Origin of the sequence: Pseudaminobacter soli (ex Zhang et al. 2022) (assembly GCF_014595955.1) — a bacterium.
Lineage (GTDB): Bacteria > Pseudomonadota > Alphaproteobacteria > Rhizobiales > Rhizobiaceae > Kumtagia > Kumtagia pseudosoli.
The window spans coordinates 198,306-216,539 of sequence record NZ_JABVCF010000012.1 but is presented as its reverse complement, the minus strand read 5'-3'; the positions used below and the strand labels follow the sequence as shown (position 1 = coordinate 216,539).

The following is an 18,234-nucleotide window of genomic DNA, read 5'->3' as shown; positions in this document are numbered from 1 at the left end:
CTATTCGGCCGCTACCGAAGGCGGCACGGCGCCGGGGGCTTTCCATCCCAACAGCATGCTCTTGACCGAGATTCCTTCATCCATTTTTGGCCACCAAACACCCTCGAACATCAGTTCGACCTCGGCACGGTCGATCGCGGACGCCTTCTCCAGAAACGGATACCACCAGAGCGGTGCGCGGATCTGGCGGCCATCGGCCAGAGTGACATACACGAACCGATCGTCGCATCGGGCCGCGGTGGGGCGCATGGCTTCGGTCTCAAACTCCGAAGAAGTCGCTCCAAGCTCTGATCCAGTCATCCTGGTGCTCCGTGACGACGGTCATGAGATCGGCGATCTCACGGTCATTGTAGCCGTGCCGATACTCGATCTCCAAATCCCGTAACCAGACTTTGGCCGACCTGCCGTCCTTCGCGATGTGCACATGCGGCGGCTCATACCTGTCGGAGGCATAGAAGCGGAAATTGTAGCCTCTTCAGATGAGCAGGGTCGGCATGAGTCAGCCGCTAAGCCCTCCAAACAGCGTCGGCATGTCGAGTGGCCGGAACCCGTAGTGCTGCAACCAGCGCACGTCGGCGTCGAAGAAGGCGCGCAGGTCCGGCATGCCGTATTTCAGCATGGCGATGCGATCGATGCCCATGCCCCAGGCAAAACCCTGGTACTCGTCGGGATCGAGCCCGCCATAACGCAGCACGTTGGGGTGGACCATGCCGCAGCCAAGGATCTCCATCCAGTCGTTGCCCTCGCCGAAACGCACCTCGCCCGGCCGCGAGCGGTCGCACTGGATGTCGACCTCGAGGCTCGGCTCGGTGAACGGGAAGAAGGACGGGCGGAAGCGCATCTTCACGCTCGGCACCTCGAAGAAGGTCTTGCAGAATTCCTCCAGCACCCACTTCATGTTGGCGATGTTCGCCGTCTTGTCGATCACCAGGCCTTCGACCTGGTGGAACATCGGCGAGTGGGTGGCGTCCGAGTCCTGCCGGTACGTCTTGCCGGGGATGACGATGCGGATCGGCGGCTTCTGCGCCTCCATCGTCCGGATCTGCACGGGCGAGGTGTGGGTGCGCAGCACCTTGCGCTCGCCGTTTGCGTCCGGCGGCAGGAAGAAGGTGTCGTGCATCTCGCGCGCCGGATGGCCTTCCGGGAAGTTCAGCGCCGTGAAGTTGTAATAGTCCGTCTCGATGTCCGGCCCTTCGGCGACCGAAAATCCCATGTCGGCGAAGATCGCGGTGATCTCGTCGATCACCTGGCTGATCGGATGGATGCGGCCGCGTTCGGCCGGCGACTGGCGCACAGGCAGCGTCACGTCGACCTTCTCCGCCGCAAGCCGGGCGGCGATCGCAGCGTCCCTGAGTTCGGCCCGGCGGGCGGCGAGCGCATCCGTCACGCGGTTCTTCAGCCCGTTGATCGCCGGTCCCTTCACCTGGCGCTCTTCCGGGCTCATCGAGCCAAGCGTCTTCAGGAGTTCGGAGACCGAGCCCTTCTTGCCGAGCGCGGCAACGCGCACCGCTTCGAGCGCATGCTCGTCGCCGGCGGAAGCGATCTCTGAAAGAAGTGCCGATTCCTGACCAGACAGATCCATTACAAATGCCCTTTCCGCGTATGCGGCACGTTCAGTGGCGCGTCCTTCGAGGTAGAGGGGCGGCGCCGACTTTCCTCATCCTGAGGTGCGCCCCTGAGCGAGCCACATAGTGGCGAGTAGTCGAAGGGGAGCCTCGAAGGACGCACTTCATAACAAAAACCCGCGCCAGCCCTGCCGGCGCGGGTTTCCCAAATCAGATTTTCGAAAGCTTGGGAAGCGCGGCGGCCTTAGGCGACAGCGCTCTCAAAAGCATTCGGGGTGGTGTCCTTCAGGTACTCCAGCGCGACCTTCGCCTGGCCGACCAGCGCTGCGAACGCCTGCGGCTCGTGGATCGCCATGTCGGACAGCACCTTGCGGTCGATTTCGATGCCGGCCTTGTTGAGGCCGTCGATGAAGCGGCCATAGGTCAGGCCATGCTCGCGCGCGGCGGCGTTGATGCGCTGGACCCAGAGCGCACGGAAATTGCGCTTGCGGACCTTGCGGTCGCGATAGGCGTACTGCAGCGACTTCTCGACCGCCTGCTTGGCGATGCGGATGGTGTTCTTGCGGCGGCCGTAGAAACCCTTGGCGGCTTTCAGGACCTTCTTGTGCTTGGCGTGGCCGACTGTGCCTCTTTTCACGCGCATGTCATGATCTCCTTAATATCGTTCCAGGCTCAGATGCCGCCGCCGTTCGGCAGGAAGTTCTTGATGACCTTGCGGCCATCCGGTTCCGCCAGAACCATGGTGCCGCGCGCGTCGCGAATGAACTTGTTGGAACGCTTGATCATGCCGTGGCGCTTGCCCATGGCCTGCGCCTTGACCTTGCCGGTCGCAGTGATCTTGAACCGCTTCTTAGCGGCTGATTTGGTCTTCATCTTGGGCATTTTGCTTCTCCTTCGAGGCTCGGGGCCTGCTTTGTTGTTGTCTTCGGGCCGACCAGAGCCCGAAAAGCAAACGGAACCGCCACGGCATGCCCTGCCGGGCGGTTCTCAGAACGGCGGCCTTATAGCGGCGAGGCCGGGAAAGCGCAACTGTTGAATCGTGAGCCGGCCGGGACCGGCGACGCGAATTGAATCGGATGTGCCTGACGCTCTTCTAGACCGGAGCAGCCGATCCGAAGAGATGGCCGGCGCCTATTTCGGCGCCAGCACCATCATCATCTGGCGACCTTCGAGCTTCGGCTCGGCCTCGACTTTGGCGATGCCGGCGACCTCGTCACGGACCTTGTGCAGGAGTTGCATGCCGAGTTCCATATGGGCCATCTCGCGACCCCGGAAGCGCAGAGTGAGCTTTACCTTGTCGCCTTCCTCGAAGAACCGGCGCACCGCCTTCATCTTGACCTCGTAGTCGTGGTCGTCGATGTTCGGGCGCATCTTGATCTCTTTGATCTCGATGACCTTCTGGTGCTTGCGCGCTTCGGCGGCCTTCTTCTGGTTTGCATATTTCAGCTTGCCGAGATCGAGGATCTTGGCGACAGGCGGCTCTGCGTTAGGGGAAATCTCGACAAGATCCAGCCCGGCCTCTTCGGCAAGTTGCAAGGCCTCAAGCGTCGGAACCTCGCCGTGGTTCTTGCCGTCGGCGTCGATCAACTGGACGCGGGGTACTCGGATCTCCCTGTTTGCGCGCGGGCCCTCCTTGACGGGCGCTCCTGCCTTGAACGGTCTGCGAATGGTCGTGGTCTCCTCAGTTGTTGAAGTTCGTGCCGGCGCCCTATGTCGGTGCGCCGGGGCGCGAGTCAATAGCATGGCGGAACGAATAAATCACCAGCATCGCCGCAGTTTTGTGGCTGCTAACGCGGGACTTTGCCTTGCGTTGCAAACATGCCAAAAGCAGCCGCGACGAAACTCGGTATCCGGCATGAACCGCACTTCACCCGCCTATCTGGATGTCGACGGGATCCGCATCGCCTACCGCCGCCGCGAAGGACAGCCGCCGGGCGTCGTCTGGCTCGGCGGGTACCGGTCCGACATGCTTGGCACCAAGGCCGAGGCACTCGACCAGTGGGTGGAGGGTACGGGCCGGGCCTTTCTTCGCCATGACTACTCCGGACATGGTGAATCCGGCGGCGAATTTCGAGACGGCACGATCTCTTCATGGCTGACCCAGAGCCTGGCAGTGTTTCGCGCGCAGAGCGAAGGCCCGCAGGTGTTCGTAGGATCTTCGATGGGCGCATGGATCGCGCTGCGCATGATCCAGGAACTCGTGCGGGGCGGGGAAGCCCATCGCATTGCAGGCCTCGTGCTGATCGCGCCTGCGCCAGACTTCACGATGGAACTGGTCGAGCCGGAACTCACCAGGAAACAGAAGAAGGAGCTTGAGCAGAACGGCTTCTTCGAGACTCCGTCCGAATATGGCGGCGATCCGAACATTTTCACGCGCGCCCTTATAGAGGACGGATACAAGAACCGGGTCATGACCGGCCCGATGGACACCTTCTGTCCGGTGCATGTGATCCAGGGAATGCGCGATAAGGATGTCCCCTATCAGCACGCGCTGAAATTGGTCGGGTTGCTGCCGGCCGACGACGTGACGCTGTCGCTGGTGCCCGATGGCGACCATCGGCTCTCGCGGCCGCAGGACATCGAGATGATCCTGGCCGCGCTCGAAGGGGTGATCGCCGATCAGGCGGCCTGAGGATGCGCCTTTCCATTCCCGCATCCGCCTTCGTTGCGGCGGTCGTCGGTTTCGGCGGCACGCTGGCTCTGATCATCGCGGCGGCGGAGGCGGTCGGCGCGTCGCGCGAGCAGACGGCCAGCATGGTGACGGCGCTCTGCCTAGCGATGGCCGTGGAATCGGCCTGGCTGTCATGGCGCACCAGAATGCCGGTCGTGACCGCATGGTCTACGCCGGGCGCCGCTTTGATCGGCAGCAGCTCGGGCTTTACCATCAACGAAGCGGTGGGGGCTTTCCTGATCGTCGGCGCGCTGCTCGCGGCGACAGGCCTGTTCAGGCCGTTGACCAAGCTGATGTCGAGGATCCCCGCCTCGGTCGCATCCGGGATGCTGGCCGGCATCGTGGTCAGCTTCGCCATCGGAGCGGTCAAGTCAGTCGGCGCCGATCCGCTGCTGATCGGGCCGCTGGTCGTCGCCTTCTTCGTCGTCCGCCTCTTCAACCCGGTCCTCTCCGTGGTGGCGGTGCTTGTGGGAGGCATCGCGCTTGCCGCCCTGCTGGGGCGGATCGGCGAAATGCCGGCGCCGGAAATGTCGACGCTGGTATTCACCGCGCCGAAGTTCAGCCTCGCGGCGACCTTCGGGCTGGCGCTGCCGCTCTACCTCGTCACCATGGCTTCGCAGAACCTCTCCGGCCTGGCGGTGCTGAAGGCGGCCGGCTACGAGCCCGAGCCTGGCCCGCCGATCGCCTTCACCGGTGTGGTGTCCCTGCTGACAGCGCCGTTCAACGCATTGACGACCAATCTCGCCGCCATCTCCGCCGCGATCTGCACCGGCCCGGATGTCCATCCGGACCCGGTGGAGCGCTGGAAGACGGGACCCTTCTATGCGCTCGCCTATCTTGTCTTCGCCCTGTTCGGGGCTTCGCTGGTTGCGATCTTCGCGGTGCTTCCGTCTTCACTCATCGTCCTTGTCGCCGGGCTCGGGCTGCTGGCGGCGCTCGCCAATGCGCTTGCCATCGCCCTGAAGGATGAGAAGGAGCGCATTCCGGCGACGGTTGCCTTTGCGGTGACCGCTTCGGGACTGACGGTGGCGGGCATCGGCTCCGCCTTCTGGGGCTTGGTGGCCGGCATTGCGGTGCTGGTGATCGAGCGCGCAAAATTCCGCTAAGCGAATCAAGGTCTTCTCCGGTTTCGGACCGGAAACTATTGAAGCAGAGCAGGCTTCATACCATCTCGATTCCAAGCAGCCGGCTCGGCTGCCCCAACCGAAGGAACGGGAGAAGATGAACACGACCGCCTGGATCCGACCGGCCTGGACCCCCGCGACCATTGCGCTGATGATCATCGGCTTTATGGTCTTCTGGCCGCTCGGGCTTGCAATGCTCGCCTACATCATCTGGGGCGACCGGCTTGAAGGCTTCAAGCGAGACGTCAACCGCGCGACCAACGGCATTTTCTCCGGCTGCCGCCGCAGCGCCGACAAGACCCAGCGCTGGGGTCACGGAATGGCCCGCACCGGCAACGTGGCGTTCGACGACTGGCGCGAAAATGAGCTGAAGCGCCTCGAGGAAGAGCGTCGCAGGCTCGACGAGATGCTGACCGAGTTCGACGAATACATGCGCGAGCTTCGCCGCGCCAAGGACCAGGAGGAGTTCGACCGCTTTATGGCGAACCGCTCCCGCTCCACGCCGGTGCCGACCGAAGAGGGCCGCACCCACAAGGGTTCGTCCGGTTCGCTCGACGACGTCGAGTAAAGCTGCACGCCATTGCCATCGATTGGACGGCGCCGCCTGTGCGGCGCCGTTTGTTTTTGTGCTCGACAATTTTCCTCCGCCGAAAGCCGTACTGCCGCCGCCTTTTGTGGAACAAAGTGGCTCCCCCGCCGCATCCCGAATCGCGTATCGCTCGCTTTATGTCCCTCGGCCTGCTGAACCGACTGAAATCCCGGCCCGCCCCCAATCGTACGGAGGAGCGCGAGCATAACGTCGCCGGTCGCACGCTGCCCTTGCGCATCGTCCAAAACGAGCGCGCGCGCCGGCTCACCTTGCGGATCGAGACAGGCGGGCGAGGGCTGAGAGTGACAGTGCCGCCCGGCCTTGCGGGCGGCGAGATCGAGCGATTCCTGAGCCGCCATCAGGGCTGGCTGGAGCAGAGGCTCTCAAAGCTTCCCGACCGGCCGCAGGTCAGGCCGGGCATCAAAATTCCAGTCCGCGGCGTGCCGCACCTGCTGGTGCATGAAGCGGACAAACGCGGGACCACCAAGATCAGGGCAGGGGAAGCCGGTCCGGAACTCGTCGTTTACGGCGACCCGCTTCACCTGCCGCGGCGCGTCGCTGACTTCCTCAAGCGGGAAGCCAAACGCGACATAGAGGCGCTGGTGGAAAAACATACGGCCGCGGTCGGCCGCAGGGCCAAGGCGATCCGCTTCAAGGATACCTCAAGCCGCTGGGGCTCGTGCACGTCCGATGGCACGCTCTCATTCTCCTGGCGCATCATGATGGCGCCGAGGCCGGTGATAAACTACCTCGTCGCGCACGAGGTGGCTCATCTCAAGGAGATGAACCACGGTCCGGACTTCTGGAGGCTGTGCGAGGAACTCTGCCCGGACACCGAGCGCTGCAAGGCCTGGCTGAAGAAGAACGGCAATGCGCTCCAGGCGATCGGGTTTGAGTGAAGGCAGGCAGGACAGATCACCTATGCCCCTTCCTTGGTCGTTCCTGGCGAGAGCTATACCTTCGTCAGCAGCAGGCCATGATAGAGGCCTTCACCCGAAAATGTCGTGTCTGACTCTTCCTGGACATTTCCACCGAGTTGCAGAACAAATGGCTTCAACGCAATGCCTTTTGCCTCTGCGGAAAGGCCTCTCTTGAGCCTGACCCGATAGATCACGTCGGCGCGGATAGCCTGCTGAGTTTGATAGGCCAGGTTCTTTTCCGAGTACTCTCTCACAAGGTTGGTGCAGACCGGCCCCAGGCCGCTGCGAATCGCGTCCAAGTCATCGAGGGCGAGTTGTTCGATGCGCACATTCCTGAAGCTGAGATCCACATTCTCGACATAGTCCGCGCCAGTTCCCAGCCCCAACTGGTTGAGAGCGGTTGCATCGAGCCTGAAGCTGCCCGCAAAGGCCCTTGTTGCTTCACTTGTCGCTGCGGGGTGGATCATAGGCTGCGGAGCATTCGCGTATTCAGGACGACAAAGATAAGTCAATTTCAATGGCGATTGCAGGCCGTTGCCCTTGAGTGATGTCACCAGCGATCCCGGCCCATAAGCCGTGGACGGAAGGGCCACTGCGCTGTAGCCCAATTCCTCAATTGTGGCTCTTGGGGACTTGACCGTTGCCTGAATTGGACCTGCTGCACAGGATGACAGCGACACAGCACAGGCTATGGTGCAGAGAGTCCTCATCAAGAAATCCCTTCCCAACAAGGGAGTGCTGTTTCGAGTGTGGGTTTGCTCGACCTCGTAAGCGGTCCTAAACGTAAGTATAGTGCACGCTTTGCGTGTCTATGTCAATTAATTGCCTCTAGTAGTTGCAAAGTCGAAAAAGTTCAACAAGGCGAAAAAGAGGTTCTGCATACAAGGTGGTATTTTGTTGAGGGTTTCGAGACGCACCAGACTAGGCCGGCAGATATGATTTGATAGGATCTGATCGGCGCGCGGCAGCGAAGCTGCCCTGCTCGACTCCGCCGCAAATTCATGGCACTCCCATCCCATGTCCCTCTCCATCAAAATCTGCGGCCTGAAGACGCCCGAGACGATTGCCGCCGCGATCGAAGGCGGGGCGAGCCATGTCGGCTTCATCTTCTTCGCCAAGAGCCCGCGCTATATCGAGCCTGGTGATGCCGGACGACTTCGGCAGGCGGTCGGGGGCCGGGCGCAGGCGGTCGCGGTCGTGGTGGATGCCAATGACGCTGTCCTCGACACGATCGTCTCAGAGATGAAGCCGGATATGCTGCAACTCCACGGCAAGGAGAGCCCCGCACGTGTCGCCGAGGTCAAGCAGTTCTACGGCCTGCCAGTGATGAAGGCGTTTTCGGTGAGCGAAGCCGCGGATCTCAGAAAGATCGAGCCCTACTTCGGTGTCGCCGACCGCTTCCTCTTCGACGCCAAGCCGCCCAAGGGCTCCGAACTGCCCGGCGGAAACGGTGTCTCGTTCGACTGGCGCCTGCTTCAAAGCCTTGATCCGAAGCTCGATTACCTCTTGTCCGGCGGGCTCAATGCCGAAAACATCGGCGAGGCGCTGCGGCTCTGCAATCCGCCCGGCATCGACGTCTCGTCCGGCGTCGAAAGCGCTCCTGGGGTCAAGGACGTCGGGAAGATCAGGGCGTTCTTCCGCGCCGTGGAGGCGGCACGCACCGGCCGGGCGGCATAGGCGGTCGCACCCGTCGGTTTACTTTTCTGTCCGGAAGGGGTTAAGCGACCGAACAGGGATGCTGCGGCCTCTTGCCGTGAGGGGGCTTGACGGGATGCATGCCCAGGCCATCCTCCGATAGAAACAAACCGCGTGCCAGGAAACGCCATGAACCAGCCGCTCACGCCAAACTCCTTCAGGACAGGACCCGACGAGCAGGGCATGTTCGGCATGTTCGGCGGGCGCTTCGTCGCCGAAACGCTCATGCCGCTGATCCTCGACCTGCAGCAGCACTGGGAAGACGCCAAGCGCGACCCCGCCTTCAAGGCCGAACTGGAAGGGCTCTCGACCAATTTCGCCGGCCGACCGTCAAAGCTCTATTTCGCTGAAGGCCTGACGAAGCATCTCGGCGGCGCGAAGATCTATTTCAAGCGCGAGGACCTGAACCACACCGGCTCGCATAAAATAAACAACTGCCTCGGCCAGATCCTGCTCGCCAAGCGTATGGGCAAGAAGCGCATCATCGCCGAGACCGGCGCTGGTCAGCACGGCGTCGCCTCGGCCACCGTTTCGGCGCGTTTCGGCTTTCCGTGCGTGGTCTACATGGGCTCGACCGACGTCGAGCGGCAGGCGCCAAACGTCTTCCGCATGAAGCTGCTCGGCGCCGAGGTGCGGCCGGTGAGTTCCGGCCACGGCACCCTGAAGGACGCCATGAACGAGGCGTTGCGCGACTGGGTGACCAATGTCGAGGACACCTATTATCTGATCGGCACGGCCGCCGGCCCGCACCCCTATCCGGAGATGGTGCGCGACTTCCAGTCGGTCATCGGTTTGGAGGCGCGCGAACAGATCCTCGAGCAGGAGGGGCGCCTGCCCGACTTGGTGGTGGCCGCCGTCGGCGGCGGCTCGAACGCGATCGGCATCTTTCACCCCTTCCTCGATGACCGCAGCGTCAGGATCGTCGGTGTCGAAGCTGGCGGGCGCGGGCTGCAGGGCATTGAGCACTGTGCGTCGATGAACGCCGGCCGCCCTGGCGTGCTGCACGGCAACCGCACCTATCTCCTGCAGAACGAGGACGGACAGATTCTCGACGGGCACTCGATCTCGGCCGGCCTCGACTACCCAGGCGTCGGGCCGGAGCACAGCTGGCTGCGCGACACCGGCCGCGTCGACTATGTGCCGATCCTCGACAACGAGGCGCTGGAGGCGTTCCAGGTGACGACCTGCGTGGAAGGCATCATCCCGGCGCTGGAGTCGGCGCACGCCATCGCCCAAGTGATGAAGGTCGCGCCGACCATGGGCAAGGACGAGATCATCATCTGCAACCTCTCCGGCCGCGGCGACAAGGACGTGCATACGGTAGCGAAGATGCTCGGTGTGGAGATTTGAGCTGCGCGCTGTATTTGGAGCGGCTCGCCGGGCGTGCTAGGCTTTGGATGGCCGAACTCTTGGAAAACGCTGATGGGTGAAGTGCCACTATCATTGCACGTGCCAGCGCAGCTCAAGGAAGAACTGGAGCAGGAAGCGCGCCTGCTGAAGATGTCGGAGTCGAAGGTAGCCGAAAGAGCGATCGAGGCATACTTGAACCTTCAAGCGCACAAGCGCGACGTGATCGCTGCGGCAGCAAAAGAGGCCGACAAGGGCGTCTTCATCTCAAGTGAGGCGATCCTAGAGTGGATGAAGCGCCTGGAGAGTGACATCAACGCGCCGGCTCCGGCTCCGGACGTGATTCTGCCGCCCCGCAAATGAGAGTCATATTCCTTGCGTCTTCGGACGAGGACGTAAGATGGTTTACTCGTTATTATCGAACCACTTTTCCGGAAGGGCGATCCCAGGCGCGCGCACTGGCTGCGATGGAAGCCAATCCGTTCATTGGGCATCCAGTGTCGGACAGAGAGGAGCGCGAGTTCTCGATCCCGCGGACACCGTTTTCTCTGATCTATCGAATAGCCGATGATTGCATCGAGATATTGCGGCTTTGGGATGGTCGCGCTAACCCGGGCCGATTGAATTGGCTTGACCAAGAAGAGTGATCATGACCACCCGTATCGACCGCCGTTTCGCTAAGCTGAAGGCCGAAGGCCGGCCGGCGCTCGTGACCTATTTCATGGGCGGCGACCCGGACTACGTGAGTTCGCTGCAGATCATGAGAACGCTGTCGAGAGCCGGCGCCGACGTGATCGAACTCGGCATGCCGTTCTCCGATCCGATGGCGGACGGCCCGGCGATCCAGGCCGCGGGCCTGCGCGCGCTGAAGGGCGGCCAGACCCTCGCCAAGACGCTTCGCATGGCGGCGGACTTCCGCAAGGACGACGACGAGACGCCGATCGTGCTGATGGGCTACTACAACCCGATCTACATCTACGGCGTCGATCGCTTCCTTTCGGACGCCAAAGCCGCGGGCATTGACGGGCTGATCGTGGTCGACCTGCCGCCTGAAATGGACGAGGAACTGTGTGTTCCGGCCCTGGAGGCCGGGGTCAATTTCATCAGGCTGGCGACCCCGACCACGGACGACAAGCGCCTGCCCAAGGTGCTGCAGAACACGTCCGGGTTCGTCTACTACGTCTCGATGACCGGCATCACCGGTGCCGCCCTTGCCGACACCGAAAAGGTCGCCGCCGCTGTCGCTCGCATCAAGAGCCACACCGACCTGCCGGTCTGCGTCGGCTTCGGCGTGAAGACTGCCGAGCAGGCGCAGGCGATCGGCGCCTCCGCAGACGGCGTCGTGGTCGGCACGGCGATCGTCAATACGGTCGCAAACGCGCTCGGCCCGACGGGCGAGATGGCCGCCGATCCCGTCGAAGCAGTTGCATCGCTGGTCGGCAATCTGGCTGAGGGCGTGCGCGCAGCCCGCCTTGCTACCGCCCAATAAACTCCCCATGTCTCCGGCTTAGGTCTAAGGACGCCGCGCCCATGAACTGGATCACGAATTTCGTCCGCCCCCGTATCAATTCGATGCTCGGCCGCCGCGATATGCCCGAAAACCTCTGGATCAAGGATCCGGAGAGCGGCGAGATGGTCTTTCACAAGGACCTGGAAAGCAATCAGTGGGTGATCCCTTCGTCGGGGCATCACATGAAGATCGCCGCGCGCGAGCGGCTGAAGTTCTTCTTCGACGAGGGCCGCTTCGAGTTTATCGACAACCCCAAGGTCGCGGTCGATCCTCTGAAGTTTCGGGACGAGAAGCGCTACACCGACCGGCTGAAGGAAGCCCGCACCAAGACCGCGCTGGAGGACGCCATTCTCAACGCGACGGGCACGATCGAGGGCTTGCCCATCGTGGCGACTGTGCAGGATTTCGCCTTCATGGGTGGCTCGCTCGGCATGGCGGCCGGCGAGGCGATCGTCAAGGCGTTCGACACGGCGCGCGAGCGACGCAGGCCGCTCATCCTCTTTGCGGCGTCCGGCGGTGCCCGCATGCAGGAAGGCATCCTGTCACTGATGCAGTTGCCGCGCACGACCGTGGCGGTCGACCGCTTCAAGGAATCCGGACTGCCCTACATCGTCGTGCTGACCAACCCGACCACCGGCGGCGTGACGGCCTCATACGCCATGCTTGGCGACATCCACATCGCCGAACCTGGCGCACTCATCGGCTTTGCAGGGCCGCGTGTGATCGAGCAGACGATCCGCGAGAAACTGCCCGAAGGGTTCCAGCGCGCCGAGTACCTCATGGAACACGGCATGGTCGACATGGTCGTCTCGCGGCTGGAGATGAAATCGACCATCGCCAGGCTGCTGAAGATCCTCATGAGGGTGCCGGGCGAGGAAGCCGTCGAGGCGACCACGGAATCCCTGCTCCCGGCCTTGAGCAAGCCGGAACACCGCGCCGGCGCGTAAGTAGAAACCGTCCGGCAAAGCAACTCAGCTCTTCGGTTCCCGCACAATGGTCGCGGGACCGGGGCGGTCGACAGAAAGCACCGATAACGATGACCAAGCATCGCGCAAGCAGCCTCGCCGAGCGCGAAATCGAGCGCCTCATGACGCTCCACCCGAAGGGCTTCGACCTGTCGCTCGGTCGTATCACTCGGCTGCTCGAGCGCCTCGGCAATCCGCACCTGCGGCTGCCGCCGGTCATCCACATCGCTGGGACGAATGGGAAGGGCTCGGCGGCGGCGTTCACACGCGCCCTGCTGGAGGCGGAGGGCCTTGCGGTCCACGTCCACACCTCGCCACATCTGGTGAACTGGCACGAACGCTACAGGATCGCCGCACCCGGCGGGAGCCGCCTGGTGGATGATCGCGTGCTCGCCGATGCAGTCTCCCGTGCCGCGGAAGCCAATGCCGGTGAGCCGATCACCGTCTTCGAGATCCTGACGGCCGTGACCTTCCTGCTGTTTTCCGAACATCCGGCGGACGCGGCCATCATCGAGGTCGGCCTGGGCGGGCGCTTCGACGCCACCAACGTCATCCCCGACCCGGCAGTCAGCGTGATCATGCCGGTTTCGATGGACCACGAGGCCTATCTCGGCGACCGGGTGGAACTGATCGCGGCCGAGAAGGCCGGTATCATCAAGCCAGGTTGTCCCGTCGTCATCGGTGCGCAGGAAAGCCACACGGCGCTCGAAGTCATCGCGGAAACCGCGGACCGGCTGAACTGCACCACGGTGGTCTACGGCCAGGACTTCGTGGCCTTCGAGGAGAATGGCCGGCTGATCTACCAGGACGAGGACGGCCTGATGGACCTACCGACGCCAAAACTTCTCGGCCGCTACCAGTATGCCAACGCGGCCGCGGCGATCGCGGCGGTGAAGGTGGCAGGATTCGACATCGGTCATGACGCTGCCGAAAGGGCGATGACCTCGGTCTACTGGCCCGGCCGCATGCAGCGTCTGCCGAACGGTCACTTGTCGGAACTCGCGCCGGAGGGTGCGGAGGTCTGGCTGGACGGCGGGCACAACCCCAGCGCCGCAATGGTTATTGCCGAGGCCCTGACGGAACAGGAGGAGCGCAATCCGCGCCCGCTGATCCTGATCTCCGGGATGATCAACACCAAGGACCAGACCGGCTATTTCCGCGCCTTCAAGGGAATCGCGCGTCGTGTCTTCACGGTGCCGGTGAATTCGAGCGATGCCGGCGTGCCGAACGGCGAACTGGCCGCCCGCGCCATCGAAGCAGGGCTCGAGGCCGAGCCGGTCGCCTCGGTTGCCAATGCCCTTACGCTGCTGCGGGACAGTTGGGACCCAAAGGAAGCGCCGCCGCGCATCCTGATCGGCGGCTCGCTCTATCTTGCGGGAGCCGTGCTTGCCGAAAACGGCACACCACCGGTTTGAGGACCGGGGGGGCGGCATATAGGCATATGCGGCGCGTCATTTCCCCTCCGCCTTCTGATCTGCCGCGGTCGCCAAAACATTGATGTCCGCTTCCTTCGCCTGCGCGTCGATCTCGGCCAGTTCGGCATCGCTGAATTCGGCATTCTTCAGCGCCCCCACGCAGTCCTCGACCTGCTCCGGACGGCTGGCGCCGATCAGCGCCGAGGTCACGTGCCTGCCGCGCAGCACCCAGGCGATCGCCATCTGCGCCAGCGTCTGCCCGCGGCGCTGGGCGATGGCGTTGAGCGCCTTGAGGTGCGTGATGGTCCGCTCGTTGATGAAGGAACTGCGCAGCGACTTGCCCTGGCTGGCTCGGCTGCCTGCCGGAATGCCGCCGAGATATTTTGAGGTCAGCATGCCCTGGGCGAGCGGGGAGAAGACGATCGAGCCGACGCCGAGCCCCTTGAGCGCATCGAGCAGGCCGTCCTCCTCCACCCAGCGGTTGATCATCGAATAGCTCGGCTGGTGGATGAGGAGGGGCGTGCCGAGGGCGCGCAGGATCGTCGCCGCCTCGCGGGTACGCTCCGAGTTATAGGAGGAGATGCCGGCATAGAGCGCTTTGCCAGACCGCACGGCGTGGTCGAGCGCCATCATAGTCTCCTCCAGCGGCGTCTCGGGATCGAAGCGGTGCGAGTAGAAGATGTCGACATAGTCGAGCCCCATGCGTTTCAGGCTCTGGTCGAGGCTGGCGAGCAGGTACTTGCGGCTGCCCCACTCGCCATACGGCCCCTTCCACATGGCGTAGCCGGTCTTGGTGGATACGATCAGTTCGTCACGCAGGCCGGCGAAGTCGGTGCGCAGGATCTCGCCGAAAGCGCTCTCCGCTGCGCCGGGCGGCGGCCCGTAATTGTTGGCAAGGTCGAAATGGGTGATGCCGAGGTCGAAGGCTTTTCGGCAGATCGCCCGCTTGGTGTCGTGAGGCGTGTCCTCGCCGAAATTGTGCCAGAGCCCGAGCGAGATCGCCGGCAGCTTCAGGCCGGAGTTGCCGCAGCGGTTGTAGCGCATGTGGTCGTAGCGGGTGTCGGCGGGGTGCCACGGCATTTCCGTATCCTCGATCCAGTAGGTGCGTCCTTCGAGGCTCGCCCATCCTAAGCTGGCGCATCCGCTTCAAGGTTGAAGAGGGCGAGCACCTCAGGATGAGGGAGGTGGCGCGCGATCCTTCCCTTCTCCCCTTGTGGGAGAAGGTGCCTGAGCGAAGCGAAGGCGGATGAGGGGTGTGTCGGTGCCGCATTGCGAGCATAACCCCTCATCCGACCTCGCCATCGCTACGCTTGGCTCGGCCACCTTCTCCCACAAGGGGAGAAGGGAAGTCGCGCACCAACGGTCCTCATCCTGAGGTGCTCGCGAAGCGAGCCTCGAAGGACGCACCCCAAACCAACGCTATTTCTTCTTCGCCAGCAGCGCCTCGGCATCCTTCGGTCCCAGCGCCTCGGGCCGCGCGCAGGTGGTCTTTATCTCCACGAAGCACGAGGTCTCGCCCGCCTTCAGGATGCTGGTCATCACTTCCACCGCGTGCAGCGCGAGCTCCATCGAGCAGCGATGCGGCCGGCCTTCTGAAATCGCGATCGCCATGTCGGCGAGGCCAGCGGTACGGTAGTTCGCCATCATGCCGTGCGCGTGCTTCTGGTTCGGCACGCCGAACGGGTGCTCCCATTTCGGCATCTTCTTCACCGTGGAGTTTTGCTTGGTGTAGGAGACCTCGCCGCCGAAGAAGTTCGGGTCCGGTACGTGCAGGGTACCTTCTTCGCCGTAGAGCTCCATCGGCTTGTGCCCGTGATGCCAGACGTCCCAACTGGTGTTCAGCGTCACCACGGCGCCGTTGGCGAATTCGAGCAGCGCATGGATCGTGGTCGGCGTGGTCACCTTGATGGTCTCGCCATTGCGCGGCTTTGAGGTGATCGTGCGTTCCGTGCGCGGCGTGGTGGCGACCGCGGCGACGCGCTTCACCGGCCCGATCAACTGGATCAGGTTGGTGACATAGTAGGGGCCGATGTCGAGCACCGGACCGGCGCCCGGCTGGAAGAAGAAGTCCGGATTCGGATGCCAGTGCTCCATGCCGCGGCTCATCACATAGGCGGTGCCGCTGGTGATCTGGCCGAGCTTGCCGTCATCGATCAGCCGGCGGGCGAGTTGGTGCGAGCCGCCGAGGAAGGTATCGGGCGCCGAGCCGATCCGCAGGCCCTTCTTCTCGGCGCGCTTCTTGAGATCCTCGCCCTCTTCGAGGCAGAGCACGAAGGGCTTTTCCGAATAGACGTGCTTGCCGGCGTCGAGCACCTCCTTCGACACTTGGTGGTGCACTGCCGGAACGGTGAGGTTGACGACGATGTCGATCTCATCGTCCTTGAGCAATTCGCCCACGGTCTCCGCACGGACCTTGAACTCCTTGGCGCGCGCCTTCGCGGCGTCCATGTTGATGTCGGCGCAGGCCCGCATCTCGATGCCGCGGAAGAGCGGCGCCAGTCCCAGATAGGCCGCGGAGATGTTGCCGCAGCCGATCACTCCAACTCCAAGCTTTGCCATTGGACGCCTCAAAAAGCCTTGACCGTTTCGAGCGACCGTGCCGCGAAGCGGCGGAAGTCGTTCGGATTGTCCTGTTCCATGATGTAGTACTTAGCCGGCGTACTGCTCTTCAGCGCCGCAACCAGGCCCTTCCAGTCCACCGTGCCGTGGCCGACGTCCGACCAGCCGTCCTCGTCGAGGCCTTCGCCCGGCCTAGCGATGTCCTTCACATGCACCGCCACGATCTGCGGGTCATGGTCGTTGATCCATTTCATCGGCTCGGCGCCGCCGCGGATCACCCAGGCCACGTCGATCTCCCAGCCGAGATCGGGCGCGCCTTCGAAGATGCGGGCCTGCGGGGTCGAGCCGTCGGGTAGCGGCTTGAACTCGAAATCGTGGTTGTGCCAGGCGAAGTCGAAGCCGGCATCCTTGGCGCGCTGGGAGACCGCGGCGAGGCGCCGGCCAAAGCCTCTCCAGCCCTCGGCATCGATGGGGCGATCGGGCGCCTGCAGGTAGGGGCAGGCGATCAGCTTCATGCCGAGCGTGGTGGCGATGCTCTGCGCCTTGCCGAAATCGCCCTCCAGCATCTCGATCGGGAAGTGCCCGCTCGGCATAGCAAGGCCGTTCCTGTCCAGATCGGCACGGAAGCCGGCGGGATCGGCATAGACGCCGCCAAAACCCTCGACATTGCGATAGCCGAGTTCGGCCAGCGTCTTCAGCACGTCGGGCCAGGGTTGGAAATTGCGGGCGCTGTAGAGTTGGAATGACCAGTTCATCCGTGTCCTCCGTTGCTGCTTGGGGATCTTTCCTAGAGGCGCTCGCCGCTCGATCCGTCGAAGATCGAGGCGCGCAGCGGGTCGAAGCCGAGGGTGACGCGGTCGCCGACGGTCGGCGCGCGCTCCGATCCGACCCGGACGGTGAAGTTCTGGCCACCGAGGCGTGTCCAGATCAGCGTGTCCGACCCCATCGGCTCGACCACTTCCACGACGGCCTGGGTAGAGAAGGGCCAGTCTGAGCCCATGTTCAGCCCGACGTGTTCCGGCCGCATGCCGAACACCGCCTCCTTTGGTGCGAAGGCCTTGCCATCGAACGCATAGGTCGACAGCGGGATCTCGATCCCTTCGGCGACGAAGGCGGGCAAGCCGTTGCGGCTCTCCAGCCGGCCATTGAGAAAATTCATGCCCGGCGAGCCGATGAAGCCGGCGACGAACAGGTTGACCGGCCGCGAATAGATCGCCTGCGGCTGATCGAGCTGCTGGATCAGCCCGCCTTTCATCACTGCGATGCGGTCGGCGAGCGTCATCGCCTCGATCTGGTCGTGCGTGACATAGATCATCGTGTTGCCGAGTTTTTGGTGAAGCCGCTTGATCTCGACGCGCAGTTCCGAGCGCAGCTTGGCGTCGAGGTTGGACAGCGGCTCGTCGAACAGGAAGACATCGACGTCGCGTACCAAAGCGCGGCCGATGGCGACGCGCTGGCGCTGGCCGCCGGACAGCGCCGAGGGTCTCCGCTTCAGCAGCGGCTCGATCTGCAGGATCGAGGCGGCGCGGGCGATCCGCTTGGCGATCTCGTCCTTCGGCAGGCCGGCGTTCTTGAGGCCGAAGGACAGGTTCCCTTCCACCGACATCTGCGGGTAGAGCGCGTAGGACTGGAACACCATGCCGATGCCGCGGTCCTTCGGCTCCTCCCAGGTGACGTTCTTGCCGTTGATGAAGATCTGGCCGGCCGAGACGTCGAGCAGGCCGGCGATGCAGTTGAGCAGGGTCGACTTGCCGCAGCCGGAGGGGCCGAGCAGCACGATGAACTCGCCCTCGGCGACCTCCAGGCCGAGGTTTTTCAGGACCTCCACCGCCCCGAAGTTCAGCGACAGGTTTTTGACGAGGACGCTGGTCATG

At 63.4% G+C, this 18,234-nt stretch carries 22 protein-coding genes; 11 read left to right on the top strand and 11 right to left on the bottom strand.

The window, feature by feature from the left end:
* The 6 genes from HUI96_RS21770 to infC form a co-directional block, all read right to left on the bottom strand.
* Complete coding sequence (locus HUI96_RS21770) at positions 1 to 249, bottom strand: DUF2442 domain-containing protein (RefSeq protein ID WP_188256783.1); 249 nt, start codon at positions 247 to 249, stop codon at positions 1 to 3.
* Between the two features lie 10 nt (positions 250 to 259).
* Positions 260 to 424, bottom strand: coding sequence for a DUF4160 domain-containing protein (locus HUI96_RS29555; protein ID WP_337918548.1), 165 nt, complete (start codon positions 422 to 424; stop codon positions 260 to 262).
* A 75-nt stretch (positions 425 to 499) separates the two neighbouring features.
* Positions 500 to 1,582, bottom strand: coding sequence for a phenylalanine--tRNA ligase subunit alpha (gene pheS, locus HUI96_RS21760; protein WP_188256782.1), 1,083 nt, complete (start codon positions 1,580 to 1,582; stop codon positions 500 to 502).
* A 227-nt stretch (positions 1,583 to 1,809) separates the two neighbouring features.
* The gene (gene rplT, locus HUI96_RS21755; RefSeq protein WP_188256781.1) at positions 1,810 to 2,208 is read right to left on the bottom strand and encodes a 50S ribosomal protein L20; all 399 of its coding nucleotides are present in this window, start codon (positions 2,206 to 2,208) and stop codon (positions 1,810 to 1,812) included.
* A 29-nt stretch (positions 2,209 to 2,237) separates the two neighbouring features.
* Positions 2,238 to 2,447, bottom strand: coding sequence for a 50S ribosomal protein L35 (rpmI, locus tag HUI96_RS21750; RefSeq protein ID WP_188256780.1), 210 nt, complete (start codon positions 2,445 to 2,447; stop codon positions 2,238 to 2,240).
* 249 nt (positions 2,448 to 2,696) lie between these two features.
* Entirely contained in the window at positions 2,697 to 3,233 is a 537-nt protein-coding gene (gene infC, locus HUI96_RS21745; RefSeq protein ID WP_188256826.1) for a translation initiation factor IF-3, read from the bottom strand.
* 187 nt (positions 3,234 to 3,420) lie between these two features.
* Between infC and HUI96_RS21740 the strand changes: the two genes are divergently transcribed.
* The 4 genes from HUI96_RS21740 (at position 3,421) to HUI96_RS21725 (ending at position 6,848) form a co-directional block, all read left to right on the top strand.
* Positions 3,421 to 4,197 (top strand): alpha/beta hydrolase, encoded by a 777-nt coding sequence (locus HUI96_RS21740; RefSeq protein ID WP_188256779.1) that lies wholly within the window; start codon positions 3,421 to 3,423, stop codon positions 4,195 to 4,197.
* Positions 4,198 to 4,199: 2 nt separating this feature from the next.
* Entirely contained in the window at positions 4,200 to 5,342 is a 1,143-nt protein-coding gene (locus tag HUI96_RS21735) for a benzoate/H(+) symporter BenE family transporter (protein WP_188256778.1), read from the top strand.
* A gap of 115 nt (positions 5,343 to 5,457) precedes the next feature.
* Positions 5,458 to 5,928 (top strand): DUF2852 domain-containing protein, encoded by a 471-nt coding sequence (locus HUI96_RS21730; RefSeq protein ID WP_188256777.1) that lies wholly within the window; start codon positions 5,458 to 5,460, stop codon positions 5,926 to 5,928.
* A 158-nt stretch (positions 5,929 to 6,086) separates the two neighbouring features.
* The gene (locus HUI96_RS21725) at positions 6,087 to 6,848 is read left to right on the top strand and encodes a M48 family metallopeptidase (RefSeq protein ID WP_188256776.1); all 762 of its coding nucleotides are present in this window, start codon (positions 6,087 to 6,089) and stop codon (positions 6,846 to 6,848) included.
* 53 nt (positions 6,849 to 6,901) lie between these two features.
* On the opposite strand, the gene HUI96_RS21720 is transcribed toward HUI96_RS21725, so the two are convergent.
* On the bottom strand, positions 6,902 to 7,423 hold the full coding sequence (locus HUI96_RS21720; protein WP_188256775.1) for a hypothetical protein: 522 nt from the start codon (positions 7,421 to 7,423) through the stop codon (positions 6,902 to 6,904).
* Positions 7,424 to 7,886: 463 nt separating this feature from the next.
* On the opposite strand from HUI96_RS21720, the gene HUI96_RS21715 reads away from it, so the two are divergent.
* The 7 genes from HUI96_RS21715 to HUI96_RS21685 all read left to right on the top strand — a co-directional run bounded on the left by HUI96_RS21715 (position 7,887) and on the right by HUI96_RS21685 (position 13,801).
* Positions 7,887 to 8,546 (top strand): phosphoribosylanthranilate isomerase, encoded by a 660-nt coding sequence (locus HUI96_RS21715; protein WP_188256774.1) that lies wholly within the window; start codon positions 7,887 to 7,889, stop codon positions 8,544 to 8,546.
* Positions 8,547 to 8,693: 147 nt separating this feature from the next.
* Positions 8,694 to 9,914: a tryptophan synthase subunit beta gene (gene trpB / locus HUI96_RS21710; protein WP_188256773.1), complete on the top strand. Its 1,221-nt coding sequence runs from the start codon at positions 8,694 to 8,696 to the stop codon at positions 9,912 to 9,914.
* Positions 9,915 to 9,986: 72 nt separating this feature from the next.
* Entirely contained in the window at positions 9,987 to 10,274 is a 288-nt protein-coding gene (locus HUI96_RS21705) for a ribbon-helix-helix protein, CopG family (RefSeq protein WP_188256772.1), read from the top strand.
* Positions 10,271 to 10,558 (top strand): type II toxin-antitoxin system RelE/ParE family toxin, encoded by a 288-nt coding sequence (locus HUI96_RS30305; RefSeq protein WP_188256771.1) that lies wholly within the window; start codon positions 10,271 to 10,273, stop codon positions 10,556 to 10,558. The genes HUI96_RS21705 and HUI96_RS30305 overlap by 4 nt, the downstream gene beginning before the upstream one ends.
* Positions 10,559 to 10,560: 2 nt before the next feature.
* Positions 10,561 to 11,400 carry a tryptophan synthase subunit alpha gene (gene trpA, locus HUI96_RS21695; protein WP_188256770.1) on the top strand — a complete coding sequence of 280 codons (840 nt, stop codon included), beginning with the start codon at positions 10,561 to 10,563 and terminating at the stop codon, positions 11,398 to 11,400.
* 41 nt (positions 11,401 to 11,441) lie between these two features.
* Positions 11,442 to 12,368, top strand: coding sequence for an acetyl-CoA carboxylase, carboxyltransferase subunit beta (gene accD, locus HUI96_RS21690; RefSeq protein WP_188256769.1), 927 nt, complete (start codon positions 11,442 to 11,444; stop codon positions 12,366 to 12,368).
* 89 nt (positions 12,369 to 12,457) lie between these two features.
* On the top strand, positions 12,458 to 13,801 hold the full coding sequence (locus tag HUI96_RS21685) for a bifunctional folylpolyglutamate synthase/dihydrofolate synthase (RefSeq protein WP_188256768.1): 1,344 nt from the start codon (positions 12,458 to 12,460) through the stop codon (positions 13,799 to 13,801).
* Positions 13,802 to 13,837: 36 nt separating this feature from the next.
* Here the strand turns inward: HUI96_RS21685 and mgrA are convergent, their stop codons facing one another.
* The 4 genes from mgrA to HUI96_RS21665 all read right to left on the bottom strand — a co-directional run bounded on the left by mgrA (position 13,838) and on the right by HUI96_RS21665 (position 18,233).
* Positions 13,838 to 14,881: an L-glyceraldehyde 3-phosphate reductase gene (gene mgrA / locus HUI96_RS21680; protein ID WP_188256767.1), complete on the bottom strand. Its 1,044-nt coding sequence runs from the start codon at positions 14,879 to 14,881 to the stop codon at positions 13,838 to 13,840.
* 339 nt (positions 14,882 to 15,220) lie between these two features.
* Positions 15,221 to 16,360, bottom strand: a complete 1,140-nt coding sequence (locus tag HUI96_RS21675) for a Gfo/Idh/MocA family protein (protein ID WP_188256766.1) — start codon at positions 16,358 to 16,360, stop codon at positions 15,221 to 15,223.
* Positions 16,361 to 16,368: 8 nt separating this feature from the next.
* The gene (locus tag HUI96_RS21670; protein WP_188256765.1) at positions 16,369 to 17,115 is read right to left on the bottom strand and encodes a sugar phosphate isomerase/epimerase family protein; all 747 of its coding nucleotides are present in this window, start codon (positions 17,113 to 17,115) and stop codon (positions 16,369 to 16,371) included.
* A 32-nt stretch (positions 17,116 to 17,147) separates the two neighbouring features.
* Positions 17,148 to 18,233, bottom strand: coding sequence for an ABC transporter ATP-binding protein (locus tag HUI96_RS21665; protein ID WP_188256764.1), 1,086 nt, complete (start codon positions 18,231 to 18,233; stop codon positions 17,148 to 17,150).
* Between the last annotated feature and the right edge of the window lies 1 nt (position 18,234).

Excerpts from the sequence above, each read along its gene's own strand:
- HUI96_RS21770 (WP_188256783.1), bottom strand. The coding sequence starts at position 249 with ATGCGCCCCACCGCGGCCCGATGCGACGATCGGTTCGTGTATGTCACT.
- pheS (WP_188256782.1), bottom strand. The coding sequence starts at position 1,582 with ATGGATCTGTCTGGTCAGGAATCGGCACTTCTTTCAGAGATCGCTTCC.
- rplT (WP_188256781.1), bottom strand. The coding sequence starts at position 2,208 with ATGCGCGTGAAAAGAGGCACAGTCGGCCACGCCAAGCACAAGAAGGTC.
- rpmI (WP_188256780.1), bottom strand. The coding sequence starts at position 2,447 with ATGCCCAAGATGAAGACCAAATCAGCCGCTAAGAAGCGGTTCAAGATC.
- HUI96_RS21740 (WP_188256779.1), top strand. The coding sequence starts at position 3,421 with ATGAACCGCACTTCACCCGCCTATCTGGATGTCGACGGGATCCGCATC.
- HUI96_RS21735 (WP_188256778.1), top strand. The coding sequence starts at position 4,200 with ATGCGCCTTTCCATTCCCGCATCCGCCTTCGTTGCGGCGGTCGTCGGT.
- HUI96_RS21730 (WP_188256777.1), top strand. The coding sequence starts at position 5,458 with ATGAACACGACCGCCTGGATCCGACCGGCCTGGACCCCCGCGACCATT.
- HUI96_RS21725 (WP_188256776.1), top strand. The coding sequence starts at position 6,087 with ATGTCCCTCGGCCTGCTGAACCGACTGAAATCCCGGCCCGCCCCCAAT.
- HUI96_RS21715 (WP_188256774.1), top strand. The coding sequence starts at position 7,887 with ATGTCCCTCTCCATCAAAATCTGCGGCCTGAAGACGCCCGAGACGATT.
- trpB (WP_188256773.1), top strand. The coding sequence starts at position 8,694 with ATGAACCAGCCGCTCACGCCAAACTCCTTCAGGACAGGACCCGACGAG.
- HUI96_RS21705 (WP_188256772.1), top strand. The coding sequence starts at position 9,987 with ATGGGTGAAGTGCCACTATCATTGCACGTGCCAGCGCAGCTCAAGGAA.
- HUI96_RS30305 (WP_188256771.1), top strand. The coding sequence starts at position 10,271 with ATGAGAGTCATATTCCTTGCGTCTTCGGACGAGGACGTAAGATGGTTT.
- trpA (WP_188256770.1), top strand. The coding sequence starts at position 10,561 with ATGACCACCCGTATCGACCGCCGTTTCGCTAAGCTGAAGGCCGAAGGC.
- accD (WP_188256769.1), top strand. The coding sequence starts at position 11,442 with ATGAACTGGATCACGAATTTCGTCCGCCCCCGTATCAATTCGATGCTC.
- HUI96_RS21685 (WP_188256768.1), top strand. The coding sequence starts at position 12,458 with ATGACCAAGCATCGCGCAAGCAGCCTCGCCGAGCGCGAAATCGAGCGC.
- mgrA (WP_188256767.1), bottom strand. The coding sequence starts at position 14,881 with ATGCCGTGGCACCCCGCCGACACCCGCTACGACCACATGCGCTACAAC.
- HUI96_RS21675 (WP_188256766.1), bottom strand. The coding sequence starts at position 16,360 with ATGGCAAAGCTTGGAGTTGGAGTGATCGGCTGCGGCAACATCTCCGCG.
- HUI96_RS21670 (WP_188256765.1), bottom strand. The coding sequence starts at position 17,115 with ATGAACTGGTCATTCCAACTCTACAGCGCCCGCAATTTCCAACCCTGG.
- HUI96_RS21665 (WP_188256764.1), bottom strand. The coding sequence starts at position 18,233 with ATGACCAGCGTCCTCGTCAAAAACCTGTCGCTGAACTTCGGGGCGGTG.